We start from the raw sequence: 15,960 nt of genomic DNA on the forward strand, positions 1-15,960 counted from the left end.
TCAGGCCGCCGGCAGCACGGGGGAGGCGTACCAGACGGTCGTGTCGCCGTAGTCCTTGCGCCGGTCGGATGCGAGGCCCGCCCCCCAGACCGGTTCGGGGGAGCGCGAACTGCGCTCCACGATGACGAGTGCGCCCGGGTCGAGCAGCGGCGCCAGGGCGGCAAGGTTGTGGCCAAGCTCGGTCTCGGCCAGGTCGTAGGGCGGGTCGATGAAGACCAGGTCGAACCCCTCGCCGGTGGCCGCGAGGAACGACTGCACGGCCTGGCTGCTCACCTTGATCCTCGGGGCGCCCCGCCCCGGTGCCGCCCGCAGCACGGCCTCGGTGTTCTTGCGGCACATCTGCGCGGCGCCAAAGTTGTTCTCGACCAGGGTCACGATGCGCGCTCCCCGGCTGGCCGCCTCCAGGCCGAGCCCGCCCGACCCGGCGTACAGATCGAGAACCCGAGCGCCACGGATGATGTCGCGCGCGTCGAGGGCGGAGAAGATCGCCTCCCGAACACGGTCGCTGGTGGGGCGGGTGCCGGTCTTGGGCACCGCCAGGGGCAGGGAACCGGCAAACCCGGCGACGATTCGCGTCATAACCCGTCGAGTTTATCGCCCGTCGGCGGCCGCGGTCGCGGTGCACCCGCGCCGACGCGGTGCCGCATGTCGCACGTGCCGCCTACGATCGAGACATGACCGATTCGGAGGCTGGGGAGACTCTCGCCCCGGTGACCCTCGACAGCAAGCTGGCCACCGTGGTCGGCGGCAAAACGGCCGTCGCCCTGGGCAAGGCCTTCGGCTCGCACACCGTGGGCGATCTGCTCAGCCACTACCCGCGCCGCTACGCCCGCCGCGGCGAGCTCTCGTCGATCAGCCTGCTGCCGCTCGACGAGAACGTGACCATTGTGGCGGAGATCCGCTCGGTCGAGGAACGCCCGATGAAAGCCCGCAAGGGGTCGATCGTCGAGGTGAAGATCTCCGACGGCCGCGGCATCCTCAGTCTCACCTGGTTCAACCAGTCCTGGCGGGCCAGGCAGCTCCAACCCGGCATGCGCGGAATGTTCGCGGGCAAGGTCACCGACTACCGGGGCCACCTGCAGCTCACGCATCCGACCTACAAGCTCTTCGGCCCCGGCGCCGACGACGAACCCGAGATGCCCACGGATGCCGCGGCCGCCAAACTCTGGATCGAGCAGCCCGTCGCGATCTACCCGGCCACCAACACCGTGGCCAGCTGGCAGGTCGCGCAGTCCATCGCGATCCTGCTGGACAGCGTGGGCCCGGTGCCCGACCCGATCCCGCCGGGGCTGCGCGCCGAGCGCGGGCTGCTGCCGCAGGGCCGGGCCTTCGAGCTGATCCACCGCCCGGAAACCGATGCGGACTGGCGCCGTGCGAGGGACACCCTGCGGTTCACCGAGGCCTTCGTGCTGCAGAGCGCCCTGGTGCAGCAGCGGCTCACCGCTCGGCAGCAGCACTCCACCCCGCGCGTGGCGTCGTCCGGCGGCCTGCTCGAGCGCTTCGACGCCGGCCTGCCCTTCAGCCTCACCGCGGACCAGCAGGGCGTGGCCACGGAGATCTCCGCCGACCTTATCGAGACCCACCCGATGAACCGGCTGCTGCAGGGTGAGGTCGGATCCGGCAAGACCGTCGTGGCCCTGCGGGCCATGCTCACCGTCGCCGACACGGGCGGCCAATCGGCTTTCCTCGCTCCCACCGAGGTTCTGGCGGCCCAGCACCTGCGCACGATCGTGCGGTCGCTCGGCCCCGAGCTGGCGGGCACGCTGATGCCCACCCTGCTCACCGGGCAGCTGCCGGTGGCAGAGCGCCGCAAGGCGCTGCTCCGAGTGGTGTCCGGACAGGCCAAGATCGTGATCGGCACGCATGCGCTGCTCGGCGACAAGGTCACGTTCTTCGACCTCGGACTGGTCGTCGTCGACGAGCAGCACCGGTTCGGCGTGGACCAGCGCGAGGCGCTGCGGTTGAAGGGGGCCGTGCCGCCGCACGTGCTGGTGCTCACCGCCACCCCGATCCCGCGCACCGTGGCCATGACCGTGTTCGGCGACCTCGACGTGAGCACGATCGCGGAGCTGCCGGAGGGGCGGCAGGGCATCGAGACGTTCGTCGTGCCTGTGTTCGAGAAGCCTGGCTGGGTCACCCGGGTGTGGACCCGGCTGGCGGAGGAGCTCGCCCAGGGCCGCCAGGGTTTCGTGGTGTGCCCGGCCATCGCCCCGAAACAGCTCGAGGAGGGCGCGGAGGTCGATCCCGAGGCTGCAGCGCCGGCATCCGTCGAAATGGTGCTCGCCGAACTGCGTCGTAACCCGGCCCTGGCCTCTGCCCGCATCGAACCGCTGCACGGGCGCATGACCAGCGAAGAGAAAGACGTGGCCATGCGCGCGTTCGCGGCCGGTGAGATCGACGTGCTCGTGGCGACGACCGTCATCGAGGTCGGCGTCGACGTGCCCAACGCCTCCGCCATGGTGGTGCTGGACGCCGACCGGTTCGGCGTCTCGCAACTGCACCAGCTGCGCGGCCGGGTGGGCCGCGGCGGCGTGCCGGGGCTCTGTCTCCTGGTCACGAGCGCGGAGGCCGAAACCATCGCGCGCGAGCGAGTCGAGGCTGTCGCTGCCACCCTCGACGGGTTCGAGTTGGCCCAGGTCGACCTGGAGCTGCGCCGGGAGGGCGATGTGCTCGGCAGCAACCAGTCCGGGGGCCGCTCTTCGCTGCGCCTGCTGAGGGTGGCGACCGACGGCGACCTGATCGGGGAGGCCAGAGGCCATGCGCAGCGCCTGAGCGAGCACGACCCGCACCTCGAATCGGTCCCGGCGTTGCGGGAGGCGGTGCGGCGGCGCCTCGACGACGCGGAGCGGGCCTCGCTCACCAAGTCCTGACAGCAGGATCGGAGCGCGCTCAGGCACCGTTCACGCACTGGGGCTAGGGTGATCGCTATGCGCAGGATCGCCGTCGTCCCCGGTTCATTCGACCCCGTCACGCGGGGTCATCTCGACGTGATTGAACGGGCGTCCGGTCTCTTCGACGAACTGCACGTGCTCGTCGTGCACAACCCCGGCAAGACGGCTCTGTTGCCGATCAGCCAGCGGGTTTCCCTGCTGCAGCGGTCCATCCTGGACGCCGGGCTGCCGGGCAACATCGTGGTGGCCTCCTGGGGCATGGGGCTGCTCGTCGAATACTGCACGGAGGTCGGCGCAAGCGTGCTGATCAAGGGCATCCGCTCACAGGTGGACGTGGCCTACGAGACCCCGATGGCGATCGTGAACCGCAACCTCGCCGCCGTGGAAACGATCTTCCTGCTGCCGGACCCGGCCAACGCCCACGTGTCCAGTTCCCTGGTGCGCCAGGTCGCCGCGCTCGGCGGCGATATCACCCCGTATGTGCCGCCGGCCGTGGCGGCGTTCCTGCAGAAGACACGCGTGTGAATACGTCGCCCCTGCGCTCGGTTTCCGTTCCGGCGTTCGCCGGGAACGTGGGCGGCCCTGTCGCCGACACGGACGACGAGACCCTGATGGACCTTCCGGCCGTCGAGGCTGCGGCGCGTGCGATCATCCGCAATGTGGAAACCGTCATCGACGGCAAGCACACGGCCGTCACGACGGCTCTCACGGTGCTGCTGGCCCAGGGGCACCTTCTGATCGAGGACGTTCCCGGCGTCGGCAAGACCATGCTGGCCAAGGCGCTGGCCAAGTCCGTGCACTGCACGGTCAGCCGCGTCCAGTTCACCCCCGACCTGCTGCCCTCCGACGTGACGGGCGTGTCGGTGTTCAACCAGGTGGACCGCCGATTCGAGTTCAAGCCTGGCGCCATCTTCGCGAACATCGTGATCGGGGACGAGATCAACCGGGCGAGCCCGAAGACCCAGTCCGCGCTGCTGGAATGCATGGAGGAACGCCAGGTCACCGTCGACGGCTCCACCTATCTGCTGCCGCTGCCCTTCACGGTCGTGGCCACCCAGAACCCGATCGAGATGGAGGGCACCTATGCGCTTCCCGAAGCCCAGCGGGACCGGTTCATGGCACGCATCTCGATGGGGTACCCCGACACCGAGTCCGAGCTGATGATGCTGGATGCCCGCGACACGTCGAGCCCGCTGGCCGGCATCGAGGCGGTCGTCTCCGGCGCCCAGCTTCGCGGAATGATGACGGCCGTACAGCGGGTGTTCGCCTCTCCCGCGGTGAAGGAGTACACGGTCAGCCTGGTGCGGGCCACCCGCGACGACCGCGACCTGCGCCTGGGCGCCAGCCCCCGTGCCACACTGCAGCTGATCCGGGCGGCCAAGGCCCAGGCGGCGCTGCACGGCCGGGACTATGTGCTGCCCGACGACATCGACTCTCTCGCCGTCGCCGTGCTCGGGCACCGCCTCGTGGCGAGCAGCCGGGTGCTCGGCCACCATCAGGACAGCGGCCCGGTGGTCGACGACATCGTTCGCCGAATCGTGGCGGCCACCCCCGTTCCCGTCGGTGCCACCGGGCATCCCTGACGCCATGCCGGCGAAGCAGCGGCGCGTCCGGTTTCCCCGGGTCACCCTTCGAGGCGGGATGTTCCTCGCCGCGGGAGCCGGCCTTCTGCTGCTCGCCCTGCTGACGAACCAGCGCGACCTTCTGTTCATCGCCGGTGTGCTCCTGGCCATCCCCGTCGCCGCCCTAGGGTACGTATCGATCCATCCGGTGCGCCTGCGCGTCACCCGGATGCTGCGCCCACCGGTCGTGCCGGCCGGCGGCGAGGTCGTCGTGGGGCTCGGGGTGCGGAACCTTTCCCCCCGGCCCCTGGCGGGCCTGCATCTGCGGGACACCGTGCGGGGGCGGGACGCCGGCGACGCCGGACTGACCGTGCCGGCCGGAACGCCGCTGCCGGCCCTCGACCGCTACGAGGGCGGCCCGGACACCGGTGCAGACAGCGTGAGGTTCGAGTACCGGTTCAGCTTGCCCCGGCGGGGTCTCTACGCAACGGGCCCGGTGCTGATCGGGCGTTCGGATCCGTTCGGCCTTGCCTCGGGCGAGTGGGCCGTGGGGGAGCCGCACGACCTGGCGGTGACGCCCCGGGTGACCGCCCTGGCCGGCCGGGGCCTCACCGGCACCCTGAACGACGGCGACGTTCCGGAGCGGCTCCGGCACCTGAACCACAACGCAGACCCCTTGATCGCGCGCGAGTACCGGCCGGGCGACCCGCTGCGCCGCGTGAACTGGCCGGCCACGGCCCGCCTGGGCGCGATCATGGTGCGGCAGGAGGAAGAGCAGAGCAACCCCGGAGCCCGACTCGTGCTTGACACCGCGCTGCGCGGACGCCGCGGCCGCCCGACCGTCGTCGGTGCCGACACTGGTGCCGGTGCCGACAGCGGCACCGATCTCGGCGGGCCGCGCCTCGAGCAGGCGTTCGAGGTGGCCGTCGAGCTCGCGGCATCCGTGGGGGTGCACCTGCTGGCGGCCGGCTACCGGCTCGACCTCGTTGCGCTGGGACCGAGCCTGTCCACACCGAGCCTGTCCAGTCCCAGCTCGGGCTCGTCCGGCAGACTGACGAGCCCGGGTCAGGTGAACGCCACCCCGGGGCGACCCGGCGGCCGCGGCGGCCTGCGCGGCGACCCTCCCACCGTCTTCCTGCCGCCGGGCGGAGTCGCGCTGCTGCTCGAAGGGCTGGCCGGGGTCAAGCCGGCGGACCCGCCCGACCCGGCGGAGACCGCCGAGGACGAAGCAGAACAGACGTACACGTTCGGCGGCCCCGCAGTGAAGCCCGGACCCCCGGCATCCGTCGAACCAGGTACGCCCGAGTCCGGGACCGCCGCGAAACTCAGCACGCTCGTGGTGCCCGGCGGGCTGCTGCCGACCTTCGCGGTGCTCGTCGCCGTCGACGACCGGGATCTGGCCGAGCTCGCCGACCTCGTGTCCCAGAGCCGCCCCGCGGTGGCCTTCGTGCTGCCCACGGTGCGAACGGATGCCGTGCGCCGGCTGCGCGAGGCCGGCTGGCGCTGCATCCCCGTGCACCAGACCCCGGACATCCCCCGTGCCTGGGAGGACTTTATCGGCGCGAGAAGGCCCCTGAATGACGCCGTCTGACCGGGTCGCTCCCGACCAGGCCGCTCCCGACCAGGGCACTCGCACCGCCTGGCGCGACCCCTCCGCCCGCGCGGCCCGACTCAAGCGGGCGGAGTGGCCCCTCGCGTTCGCACTCCTCTTGCTGTTGGTCGTGGCCGACGCCGGCCTCGGGCCGCTGCTCGAGGGCACGGGCTGGTGGTGGCTGATGACGTTCACGGCCGCCGGCGTCCTGCTCGGTTCCGCCGGGTTCCGCCGCGCCGGCCTGCCCGTCTTCCTCGGGTCGCTCGCTGGATTAGGGGTTCTTGTGGCGGTCCTGACGCTGCTCTTTGGCGCCGGAAGCGGCTGGCTCTGGCTGATCCCGACCGGGGAGACGATCGACCGGTTCCGCGATCTAGCGCTCTCCGGGGTGGTCTCCATCGAGCAGCAATCGACGCCGGCCGAGGCGACCGCCGGCATCCTGTTCCTGCTCAGCGCCGGCGCCGGCGTGATCGCGATCCTGATCGACACGCTCGCGGTCATCCTGCGCGTGCCCGCGCTCGCCGGACTGCCCGTGCTGGTGCCGCTGCTCGTGCCGGGGCTTGCCCTCGGCCACGAGGCCAACCTGGAGGCCCTCGTGCTCACGGCCGCCGCCTACCTCCTGCTCCTCCATGTCGAGATCCGGATGCGCCGAGCCGGCAGCCTGCCCGGCCCGCCGGTCGTAGCGGGGCCCGGCACGGTCGCGCCCGGGCGGCGCCACGTGCCCGGCTCCTCTAAGGGAGCGGTCGTCGTGGGCAGCGTCGCGATAGTGGCGGCAATCGTGGTCAGCGTCGCCACGCCCGTCTTGCCTGGGGGCAGCCTCACGCGCGCGCGCCCGGGCAGCAGCCTGCTGTTCGCCAACGGTGTCAGCCCCATGATCAACCTCGGTCAGGACCTGCGCCGGCCGGACGCCGAACCGGTGCTGCACTTCCGCACCACGGCGACTCGGCCGCCCTACCTTCGGCTGCTGACACTCGATGAATTCTCGGGCCGCAACTGGACCGCCGGGGAGGCGCCCAGGAGCCGCGCGAACGCCGTCGACGACATCGACCTGCCGCCAGGGTTCTCACCCGATATCAAGACGAGCGAGACGATCACGACCATCGGCATCGACAACCTGGCCGCCCGGTGGCTGCCTACCCCTGCGCCGCCCCGCTCGGTGACCGGCCTGCTCGGCGCCTGGTACTGGAACGAGGCGACCGGGTCCATCACGAGCCCCGGCGACACGACCCGCGGCCAGGAGTACACCGTCACCGCGCTCACGTTGGAGCCGACGGCGGAGCAGTTGCGGGAAGCCGAGGGCGCGTATCCGGCGGAGATCCGGCGCAGCCTGAGGCTGCCAGCCGAGACTCCGGCCCTGATCGGCGACACCGCGCGTGAGGTCACCGCCGGCACCACGAGCGCGTACGAGGCCGCGCGGGCCCTGCAGGACTACCTGCGCGGCAGCGACTTCGCTTACGACACCGAGGCTCCCGTCGAGGCCGGCTATGACGGTGGCGGCATTGACGTCGTCAGCACCTTCCTCGAGGTGAAGACCGGGTACTGCGTGCACTTCTCCTCGGCGATGGCGGCTATGGCCCGCTCGATCGGCATCCCGTCCCGGATCGCGATCGGCTACCAGCCCGGGTCGCTGTCCGCGTCGGGTTCCGTCGCCGGGGTCGGCCGGTACAGCGTCGACACCCACGACCTTCACGCGTGGACGGAGATCTACTTCGAGGGCGTCGGCTGGGTGCCCTTCGAGCCCACGCCCGGCCGCGGCGCCGTGCCTGCGTACACGCAGGACAATGCCGTCACCGTTCCGCTGACTGATTCCGGCCAGGCCGGCCCGTCGGACGCGCCGCGCCCCGAGGACCTCGGCGGCCAGAACGCCGCTGACGCCCAGGCCGACGCTTCTTCGCCCGCGGACTCGCGCGGCGGCATCATCCGTCTCGGCCTGCTCGTCCTCGGGACGTTCGCGCTGCTCCTTCTGCCGGCCCTCATCCGGGTGACCCGGCGGATGCTGCGGCGCCGGGGCCTCCTGTCGGGGCAGAGCGGGGCCGTGGAGGCGTGGCGTGAGGTCAGCGACACGGCGGTGGACCATGGCGTCTTCGTGCGGGAGACCGAGACGCCGCGCGAGCTCGCCGCGCGGCTCCGGGTTCTCATCGGCTCGGTAGGCGGTACCGAGAGCGTTACGGAGGGCGCCGGTCCGGGCGGGGGAGCCGCGGCCGAGGCCCTCGACCGGCTCCTCGTGGGAGCGGAGCGCAGCCACTACGGGCGACCGGGTGACGACGCGCAGTCCGCGCGGGCGGCGGAACGCGTGGCCGACCTCGACGTGGTGCTCCGCGGCATCCATTCGGTGTCGGGCCGGCGCCTGCGGGTGCGGGCGACGCTGCTGCCGGCATCGCTCTGGCGCCCCGGCGAGCGACGAATCGGACGCCCAGCCGTGAACGCGTAGAATCTTCCCTCGTGAGTAGATTCAAGAAGACCCCGTACAAGGTCGATGTGCGCGACCTGATCAACCGCCCGGGCACCATGCACGAACGACACCTCGAAATCGTCGTGCCGGGAGACCTCGGCGAGAGCCTGGTCGCCGTGAAGGCCGGCTCTACCGTGATCGCGAACCTGCGCCTTGAAACCCTGCACGAGGGCATCCTCGTGTCGGCCCAGGTGTCCGGAATCGCCGCCGGAGAGTGCGGCAGATGCCTCATCGACGTCGAATTGCCGGTCCAAGTCGAGTTTCACGAGCTTTTCGCGTACTCTCTAGACGAAGCTTATGAAAGTGAAGTTCAAGATGACCACGTGGATCTTGAACCTCTGATCAGGGATGCGGTGGTGTTGTCACTGCCGTTCCAGCCGGTTTGCCGGCCGGATTGCCCAGGTCTCGACCCCGAGACCGGCGAACGGCTTGCCGAGGCCCCTGAGTTCCTACCCGAAGAAAAGCGCGATCCCCGGTGGGCCGCGCTCATGGAATTCCAAGCTTCCGAAAGCAGCGGCACGGATGAAGACATCCAGGCTGAAACGGATAGAGAAGAGAAGTAGTCATGGCAGTCCCGAAGCGCAAGCAATCACGCTCCAACACACGTTCACGTCGTTCCTGCTGGAAGGCCGAAGCGCCCACCCTGGTCAAGACCATGGAAAACGGCAAAGTTGTCTACAGCCTGCCGCACCGCGCCAAGGTCGTCACCGACGCAGCCGGCACGGCGCTGTTCATGGAATACAAGGGCCGCAAGGTCGCCGACGTTTAGTCTCGTCGTGCTCGAACGCCTGATGCCGCGCCGACGGATGCCGGGAGTCCCGATTCAGGGTCCCGTTCCGTTGAGTCGCGGCATCAGTGTTTTCGGTCGGCATCTGCCCGGCGCGCACTCGCTGAGCCGGCACTCGTGAACGTCGATCCCGAGGTTTCGTCCTTGCTGGCGACTCTCGGCGTGCAGATCGACCCGGCCTTGCTTGAGCTCTCTCTCACCCACCGCTCGTACGCGTACGAGCACGGCGGCATACCCAATAATGAGCGCCTCGAATTTCTCGGCGACTCGATTCTGGGGCAGGCCGTGACGGTCATGCTCTATCGGGAGTACACGCAGCTCGACGAGGGTGACCTTGCCAAGCGCCGGGCCAGCCTGGTGTCGAGCGTTGCCCTGGCGGGCATCGCGCGCGGCATCGGCTTGGGGGCGTACGTGCGCCTCGGCCGCGGCGAGATCCTCACCAATGGGCGTGACAAGTCGTCGATCCTTGCCGACACCGTCGAGGCGCTCATCGGAGCGGTCTACCTCGACTCCGGCGGAGAGACGGCGACGGCGCTCGTGCTGCGCCTGATCGAGCCGCTCCTCCGTGACCCAGAGCACTTCGGAGTGTCCATGGACCCCAAGACGAGCCTGCAGGAAGCCGCGGCTCGCCTGGGCACCGGGGTTCCCGTGTACTCCATCGCGGAAAGCGGACCCGATCACTCCAAGATCTTCATCGCCACCGTCACCGTGGGTGAGGTCAGTGCGGTCGGCGAGGGCACGAGCAAGAAGCACGCCGAGATGGCCGCCGCACTCGACGCCTGGACGCGCCTCAGCGCTCCCTGAGCTGCTGTCAGGCCGTGACGCTGAAAGGCTCGCATGCCCGAACTTCCTGAAGTGGAGGTCGTTCGCGCCGGCCTGGCGCCGGCCGTAACCGGCGCCGTGATCGTCGGCGTCGAGGTCTTCGAGCCACGATCCCTGCGTCGCCATGACTCCGCGAGCGGGCATTTCGCCGACCTGTTGCAGAGCCGGGGCGTGCTCGCCGCCGTCCGCCGGGGTAAGTTCATCTGGCTGCCGCTGGATTCCGGGCGCGCCCTGGTCGTGCACCTCGGAATGAGTGGTCAGGTGCTGCTGCGCAGCCCCGGATCGGACACGGCCCGGCACCTGCGCATCCGTTTGCAGATCGAGCACCCGGAACACGGCGAGCTGTGGGTCAACTTCGTCGACCAGCGCATCTTCGGCAGTATGGCCGTGGACTCGATGCAGCCCACCCGCGACGGGCTGACGGCCGGGTACTCCGGGCTCGCAGGCGGCGCGACCGGGGCGGACGGACTAGCCAGTTCGGGCCTGGGCTGGTCGGGGCTGATCCCGTCGCAGGTGGCGCACATCGCGCGCGACCCGCTGGATCCGGGCTTCTCGGCGCCGCTCTTCCTGGCTGCCCTGGCCCGCAAGAAGACCGGGATCAAGCGCGCCCTGCTCGACCAGACCCTGATCAGCGGCATCGGGAACATCTACGCCGACGAGGCCCTTTTTGAGGCCCGGGTGCACTACGAGCAGCCGGCAGACTCCCTGTCGCCCGCGAAGGGGCGGGCGCTGCTCGGCGCGGTCCGCAGCATCCTGAACCGGGCCTTGGCCGAGGGCGGCACCAGTTTCGATGCGCAATACGTGAACGTGAATGGTCAGTCCGGATATTTTTCGCACCGCCTCAACACGTACGGCCGGCAGGGTCTACCGTGCCCCCGCTGCGGCACACTGCTCGTGCGGCAGCAGTTCATGAACCGCAGTTCACACCTCTGCCCGCGATGCCAACGGCTGCGCTGAGGCTCGCTGCCCGCGAGAAGCCTGACTGTTGAACAAAAATACGAAACTCTTTTGAATATCAAGTGAATAACTCTCAACTTTAATCACCATCTTTGCTAACCGCGGACCATGACAACCGCCGCAGATGACCTCAGAGCGGCAACGGATGCCGTCGCCCGCCTGGACTCCTCCTGCGCCGACTAGGAGCACCTCGCCGGCGCCGAGGTGCTGGCCGGACAGAAGCAGATCGCGGCCGCCCGCCGCCTCCTCGACACGCGATCCGCGTGGATGGCGGCGACCATCGCCCGGCGGTCCCGGCCCGAACTCGGCCATTCAGGTCTGGCCCCGCAGCAGGGATTCCTCTCGCCCGAGGCGCTGATCCAAAAGGTGACGGGCTCGACCAAGACCGACGCGTTCAAACTGGTCTCGGTCGGCACGATGATGGCCGGTGCCGAGGCGGCGCAGGCGCGCGTCGAGGCGGCCGTGGAGTCGCCGGACGTTGATGCCGCCGAGGTCGCGGAGTTCGTCGCGAAGGTGCCCTGGCAAGCGCCGATCGCCCGCGCGGTCCCCAGTAACGCTCTCTCCGTCGACGCGGCCGAGTCGATCCGTTTTGGTCTCGGCCAGATCGACGCGACGGTCACCGCCGACAAGCTCATCGAAGCCCTGACCCCTGCTTCTCGTCGAGGCGTCGACGCTGAACACTGACCAGGTCTTCAGGCTAGCGCGGCGCATGCGCGACCGCCTCGACGAGGCCGGCATTGCCGCCTGGGAGAAGCAGGCCCACGACGACCGGTTCCTGAAGGTCTACCGGCTCGGCAACGGCAAGGTGCGTCTGAATGGCCTCTTCGCGACCGAAGACGGCGAGTTCGTGCTCTCCGTCTTCGACTCGATCACCAGCCCTCGCCGCGGCGGGGTGCGCTTCGTCGACAAGGCGAAAGCCGCGTGGGCCACACGCATGCAGGACGACCCCCGCACCACGGACCAGATCGCCGCCGATGCCCTCGTGCAGCTGCTGACGATCGCCGGCGAGGCCGATCAGGGCCGGGTGTTCGGCGGTCGCCGCCCTTCGCCTCAGCTACGTGTGCCGGCTTTGCCCTCTTTGCTGGCTTTGCGGTCTTTTGTTCTTTGGCTTTGGCTTTGGGCTTTTGGTTGTCGGGTCTCGGGATCTGGGTCTTTGGCTCTGGGACTCAGGGTTCGGAAATTCAGGGCTCGGCAGGCTCGAGGGCCGGAGAGCCGGGTTAGAGGGCGTCACGGCGCCAGGCTCCCTCGTAACCAAGCGGCACGAAGCCGATGGCCTCGTTGACCGTGAGCATGTGCCGGCTCTCCTCAGCGTTATAGGTCATCACCGACGGATGCCCGGGGCGCTCCGCCGCGAGCAGCTCGAGGTTCGCCGTCTTCAGCAGCATCCCCAACCGGCGGCCGCGGTGCTCGCGCAGCACCAGAGTGTCCTCCTGGCTGACCGCGCGGCGGGACTCCGCCGGCACCTCCAGCTCGGTGAATCCCACGAGGTGGCCGCTCGGGCCATGCAGCACCGCCGAGGTCAACGCCGTGCGCCTGCCGGCGGCAGCCTTCTGCTCCTCCTGCATGACGCGCTCGGGCGTCTAGAGCTGCTCCGGTTCGGCAAGGCCGGCGCTCGGGGCATCCGTGCTCATGCGCGTGTAGAGCACCGCCAGATCGGGCAACCATTCCGGCGGGGTGCGATCGCCTCGAGCCGGGCAGTGAGGGCTGAGCCGATGCCTCGCCGTCGGTACTCGGGAAGCACTTCCACGGCCAACCACGCGTGCTCGGCGGAACCCTCCGGAAGGGTCTCGTAGTGACCGCGCCCGACAAGGCGTCCCTTGGACCGGGCCACGAAGAGGCGCTTGGGCTCCCACGCCTGCTTGAGCCAGTCCGGCAGGAGCTCTTCGGCGGTCAGCTCCAGGTCGGTGGTGCCATACGCCTCCGCCTCGACCGTGTTGCGCACCCCGTTTGCCGCCTCGAAATCGGCCCAGCCGGGAGCCTGCGGCGCGGCGGGGATGGCGAGTTCGTCGATCTCGAAGGTGAAGGTCCCCATGATCGGCCAGCGTAGCGCCGCCCCTGCCGCCCCTGCCACCCGGGTTCGGCCCCAGCTCCGAACCAATTCGACGGAGATTTTGCTCAAACCCGGCCCGAGACATCCGTTTCCGCTCCAAATCGGCAAAATCTCCGTTGAATTCGTCAGGGACCGCGCCTACCGCCAGGGACCGCGCCTACCGGGCGGTGGCGGCTGTGTCCGGTACCGTTACTGGGGGCGGCGCGCCGGGCAGCCGCGACCCGAGTCAGCGACGAAAGGGGGCGAAACCATGTATCTGAAAAGCCTCACGCTCAAAGGCTTCAAATCCTTCGCCCACCCCACCACGTTCGCCTTCGAACCCGGCGTCACCTGCGTGGTCGGGCCCAACGGCTCGGGCAAGTCCAACGTCGTCGACGCACTCGCCTGGGTGATGGGCGAGCAGGGCGCGAAGACCCTTCGCGGCGGCAAGATGGAAGACGTCATTTTCGCCGGCACGTCCACCAAGGGCCCGCTCGGCCGGGCGGCCGTGACGCTGACCATCGACAACACGGATGGCGCGCTACCGATCGACTACACCGAGGTCACCATCTCCCGCACCCTCTTTCGCAACGGCGCGAGTGAGTATGCGATCAACGGGCGCACCTGCCGCCTGCTCGACGTGCAGGAGTTGCTCAGCGACTCCGGCCTCGGCCGGGAGATGCACGTGATCGTGGGGCAGGGGCAGCTCGACGCCGTGCTGCGCGCCAGCCCCGAGGAGCGCCGCGGGTTCATCGAGGAGGCCGCCGGCATTCTCAAGCACCGTCGGCGCAAGGAGAAGACCCTCCGCAAGCTCGACGGCATGCAGGCCAACCTCACCCGGCTCAGCGACCTTGCCGGGGAGATCCGTCGGCAGCTCAAACCGCTCGGACGCCAGGCCGACATCGCCCGCGAGGCGCAGATCATCGCCGCCGTCGCCCGCGACGCCCGGGCCCGGCTCCTCGCCGACGACGTGGTCACGCTGCGTATCGCGCTCGACGCGCACGGCCGCACCGAGAGCGAGCGGCACGCCGAACGACTCGTGCTGACCGAACAGCTCGAGACCCGGCAGCGGCGCCTGCGCCGACTCGAGCAAGAGCAGATCGGCGACGCCGTCGACCGGGCCCGGCGCACGAACTTCGGCCTGGAATCCGTGCAGGAGCGCCTGCGCGGCCTCTACACCCTCGCCAACCAGCGGCTGGCCCTGCTCGGCTCGCAGGCCGAGTCCGTGGACGCCGGCCCCAGCGTGACCACGGCGATGCTGACGGATGCCGCCGCCGAGATCGACGCGCTGCGTAGCCGCATCGACGTGGCCGACTCCACCTGGGCTGCCGCCCGCGCGGCCACCGAGGAGGCCCGGGGCCGGCTCGACGCGCTCGACGAACAGATCGCCGCCCAGGCCGTGCTGGTCTCCCGGCACGACCTCCACCTCTCCCAGCTGACCGGGCAGGCCGAGACCGCCGCGGGCCGCCTGGCCTCCGTGCGCGGCGAAGTGCTGCGGCAGCAGAACGCCCTCAATGCCGCCCGTGGCCGGGTCGACACGGCTGAGGCACACCTCGCCGGACTCGCCGCGGACGCCGCGGCGCTCGACGCGGCCGCCGTCGACGCCGGCGAGAGCCACCCGGCCGAGGCTGCCGCCGCGGCCCGGTCTGCCGTCGCCCAGGCGGAGGTCGAGGTCGAACGCCTGCGCGACGAACTGCACCTCGGCGAACGCGAACGGGACGCCCTCGCCGCCCGCGCGGGGGCACTGTCCCTCGCTCTGGACCATAAGGACGGCTCGGCGGCCCTGCTCGCTGCGGCCCCGGCGGGCATCCGTGGTCTGGTGGCCGAGCATGTGCGCGTGCGGCCCGGCTACGAGGCCGCCATCGCCGCCGCCCTCGGCTCCCTCGCCGACGCCGTGCTCGCCGACACCTGGAGCGCGGCCGTCGACGCCATCGTGCGCGCCCGCGCCGACGATCTCGGCCGGGTCGAACTTATCGTGGCCGGCACGATCGACGAAGACGCCAGGGCCGACGCCCCGCCCGCAGACGCGACCGGCGATGCGACGGCCGGCACGATCGACGCCGACGCGCCCGGTGACGGCACGACGGATACCGGCATGTCAGGTATTGGCACGTCGGGTACCGGCACGACGGATGTCCTCGCACCCGACACCCGGCCAGACCTCACCGTGCAGCCCGGGCTGCTCTGGGCCGAATCGGTGATCGACGCGCCACCCGGGGTGCTCGGCCTGCTCCGGCGTACGGTGATCGCCGACGACCTCGACGCCGCCCGAGCCGCCGTGGACCGATTCGGACCCCGATCCGAGGAAGTGGAGACCGTTGGCGTGGAGACCGTTGGCGTGGCGACCGCCGGGCGCGCAGCCCTGTCGATCACCGTCATCACCCGGGCCGGAGACGTATTCAGCGACACCGTGCTGTGCGGTGGTTCCGGGGCCCGGCGCAGCCGCCTCGAGCTCATCGCCGACCGCGATGCGGCCGCCGACTCGCTCGCTGCGGTGCGCACCCGGCTCGAGCAGGTCGTCGCCGACCTCGCCGAGGCCCGCGTCGTGCTGTCCGCCCGCAAGACCCAGGCCCAGGCGGCCACCGCCCGGGTGCGGGCGTTCGAGTCCCGCACGACCGTGCAGGCCGAGAAGACCAACCGGGCCACCGTGCAGCTCGAGGCGGCCACCGCCGAACTGAGTCGGCTCTCCGCCGCCCTCCTGCTGCAGGCCGAGGCCGTCGCCGCCCTCGAGGCCGCGAGCGAGACGGCCCGCACCGCGCGCGACGAACAGCGCGCCCGGCCGCGCCCGGTGCCGGATACCGGACCTCGCGACGCGCTCGTCGCCGCCCTCGAGGCCGCGCGCGAAGCCGAGGTCGAGGCCCGGCTCCAGGCC

At 70.4% G+C, this 15,960-nt stretch carries 15 protein-coding genes; 12 read left to right on the top strand and 3 right to left on the bottom strand.

Features of this window, described 5'->3' with window-relative positions:
- Window positions 1–579, bottom strand: a complete 579-nt coding sequence (rsmD, locus tag E3O28_RS10700) for a 16S rRNA (guanine(966)-N(2))-methyltransferase RsmD (RefSeq protein ID WP_134415905.1) — start codon at window positions 577–579, stop codon at window positions 1–3.
- A 95-nt stretch (window positions 580–674) separates the two neighbouring features.
- Here rsmD and E3O28_RS10705 point away from each other — a divergent pair, with 95 nt between their 5' ends.
- The 11 genes from E3O28_RS10705 to E3O28_RS10755 all read left to right on the top strand — a co-directional run bounded on the left by E3O28_RS10705 (window position 675) and on the right by E3O28_RS10755 (window position 12,341).
- Window positions 675–2,870: an ATP-dependent DNA helicase RecG gene (locus E3O28_RS10705; protein ID WP_104103051.1), complete on the top strand. Its 2,196-nt coding sequence runs from the start codon at window positions 675–677 to the stop codon at window positions 2,868–2,870.
- Between the two features lie 57 nt (window positions 2,871–2,927).
- Window positions 2,928–3,416 carry a pantetheine-phosphate adenylyltransferase gene (coaD, locus tag E3O28_RS10710; protein ID WP_104103054.1) on the top strand — a complete coding sequence of 163 codons (489 nt, stop codon included), beginning with the start codon at window positions 2,928–2,930 and terminating at the stop codon, window positions 3,414–3,416.
- Window positions 3,417–3,502: 86 nt separating this feature from the next.
- Complete coding sequence (locus E3O28_RS10715; RefSeq protein WP_104103531.1) at window positions 3,503–4,474, top strand: MoxR family ATPase; 972 nt, start codon at window positions 3,503–3,505, stop codon at window positions 4,472–4,474.
- A 58-nt stretch (window positions 4,475–4,532) separates the two neighbouring features.
- Window positions 4,533–6,044, top strand: a complete 1,512-nt coding sequence (locus E3O28_RS10720) for a DUF58 domain-containing protein (RefSeq protein ID WP_134415907.1) — start codon at window positions 4,533–4,535, stop codon at window positions 6,042–6,044.
- The gene (locus E3O28_RS10725; protein WP_134415909.1) at window positions 6,031–8,472 is read left to right on the top strand and encodes a DUF3488 and transglutaminase-like domain-containing protein; all 2,442 of its coding nucleotides are present in this window, start codon (window positions 6,031–6,033) and stop codon (window positions 8,470–8,472) included. Before E3O28_RS10720 ends, E3O28_RS10725 begins: the two co-directional genes overlap by 14 nt.
- Window positions 8,473–8,483: 11 nt before the next feature.
- Window positions 8,484–9,056 carry a DUF177 domain-containing protein gene (locus E3O28_RS10730; protein ID WP_104171681.1) on the top strand — a complete coding sequence of 191 codons (573 nt, stop codon included), beginning with the start codon at window positions 8,484–8,486 and terminating at the stop codon, window positions 9,054–9,056.
- Between the two features lie 2 nt (window positions 9,057–9,058).
- Window positions 9,059–9,262 carry a 50S ribosomal protein L32 gene (gene rpmF / locus E3O28_RS10735; protein WP_066596228.1) on the top strand — a complete coding sequence of 68 codons (204 nt, stop codon included), beginning with the start codon at window positions 9,059–9,061 and terminating at the stop codon, window positions 9,260–9,262.
- A gap of 162 nt (window positions 9,263–9,424) precedes the next feature.
- Entirely contained in the window at window positions 9,425–10,084 is a 660-nt protein-coding gene (gene rnc, locus E3O28_RS10740) for a ribonuclease III (protein WP_241973093.1), read from the top strand.
- 33 nt (window positions 10,085–10,117) lie between these two features.
- On the top strand, window positions 10,118–11,059 hold the full coding sequence (locus E3O28_RS10745) for an Fpg/Nei family DNA glycosylase (protein ID WP_134415913.1): 942 nt from the start codon (window positions 10,118–10,120) through the stop codon (window positions 11,057–11,059).
- Between the two features lie 204 nt (window positions 11,060–11,263).
- Entirely contained in the window at window positions 11,264–11,743 is a 480-nt protein-coding gene (locus E3O28_RS10750; protein ID WP_134415915.1) for a hypothetical protein, read from the top strand.
- 25 nt (window positions 11,744–11,768) lie between these two features.
- Window positions 11,769–12,341: a hypothetical protein gene (locus E3O28_RS10755; protein ID WP_241973094.1), complete on the top strand. Its 573-nt coding sequence runs from the start codon at window positions 11,769–11,771 to the stop codon at window positions 12,339–12,341.
- Here the strand turns inward: E3O28_RS10755 and E3O28_RS10760 are convergent.
- On the bottom strand, window positions 12,277–12,624 hold the full coding sequence (locus E3O28_RS10760; protein WP_134341759.1) for a hypothetical protein: 348 nt from the start codon (window positions 12,622–12,624) through the stop codon (window positions 12,277–12,279). The two genes, E3O28_RS10755 and E3O28_RS10760, sit on opposite strands and share 65 nt — an antisense overlap.
- A gap of 62 nt (window positions 12,625–12,686) precedes the next feature.
- Entirely contained in the window at window positions 12,687–13,091 is a 405-nt protein-coding gene (locus tag E3O28_RS10765; RefSeq protein ID WP_134415919.1) for a GNAT family N-acetyltransferase, read from the bottom strand.
- A gap of 268 nt (window positions 13,092–13,359) precedes the next feature.
- Here E3O28_RS10765 and E3O28_RS10770 point away from each other — a divergent pair.
- Window positions 13,360–15,960, top strand: a 2,601-nt coding sequence (locus tag E3O28_RS10770; protein WP_134415921.1) for an AAA family ATPase, incomplete at its 3' end; no start/stop codon positions are given.

It is taken from the genome of Cryobacterium sp. TMT2-14 (assembly GCF_004402465.1).
Taxonomy (GTDB): Bacteria; Actinomycetota; Actinomycetes; order Actinomycetales; family Microbacteriaceae; genus Cryobacterium; species Cryobacterium sandaracinum.

What these genes read in the sequence shown, in the direction of transcription:
- rsmD (WP_134415905.1), bottom strand. Translation starts at nt 579, where the DNA reads ATGACGCGAATCGTCGCCGGGTTTGCCGGTTCCCTGCCCCTGGCGGTG.
- E3O28_RS10705 (WP_104103051.1), top strand. Translation starts at nt 675, where the DNA reads ATGACCGATTCGGAGGCTGGGGAGACTCTCGCCCCGGTGACCCTCGAC.
- coaD (WP_104103054.1), top strand. Translation starts at nt 2,928, where the DNA reads ATGCGCAGGATCGCCGTCGTCCCCGGTTCATTCGACCCCGTCACGCGG.
- E3O28_RS10715 (WP_104103531.1), top strand. Translation starts at nt 3,503, where the DNA reads ATGGACCTTCCGGCCGTCGAGGCTGCGGCGCGTGCGATCATCCGCAAT.
- E3O28_RS10720 (WP_134415907.1), top strand. Translation starts at nt 4,533, where the DNA reads ATGTTCCTCGCCGCGGGAGCCGGCCTTCTGCTGCTCGCCCTGCTGACG.
- E3O28_RS10725 (WP_134415909.1), top strand. Translation starts at nt 6,031, where the DNA reads ATGACGCCGTCTGACCGGGTCGCTCCCGACCAGGCCGCTCCCGACCAG.
- rpmF (WP_066596228.1), top strand. Translation starts at nt 9,059, where the DNA reads ATGGCAGTCCCGAAGCGCAAGCAATCACGCTCCAACACACGTTCACGT.
- E3O28_RS10745 (WP_134415913.1), top strand. Translation starts at nt 10,118, where the DNA reads ATGCCCGAACTTCCTGAAGTGGAGGTCGTTCGCGCCGGCCTGGCGCCG.
- E3O28_RS10755 (WP_241973094.1), top strand. Translation starts at nt 11,769, where the DNA reads ATGCGCGACCGCCTCGACGAGGCCGGCATTGCCGCCTGGGAGAAGCAG.
- E3O28_RS10760 (WP_134341759.1), bottom strand. Translation starts at nt 12,624, where the DNA reads ATGCAGGAGGAGCAGAAGGCTGCCGCCGGCAGGCGCACGGCGTTGACC.
- E3O28_RS10765 (WP_134415919.1), bottom strand. Translation starts at nt 13,091, where the DNA reads ATGGGGACCTTCACCTTCGAGATCGACGAACTCGCCATCCCCGCCGCG.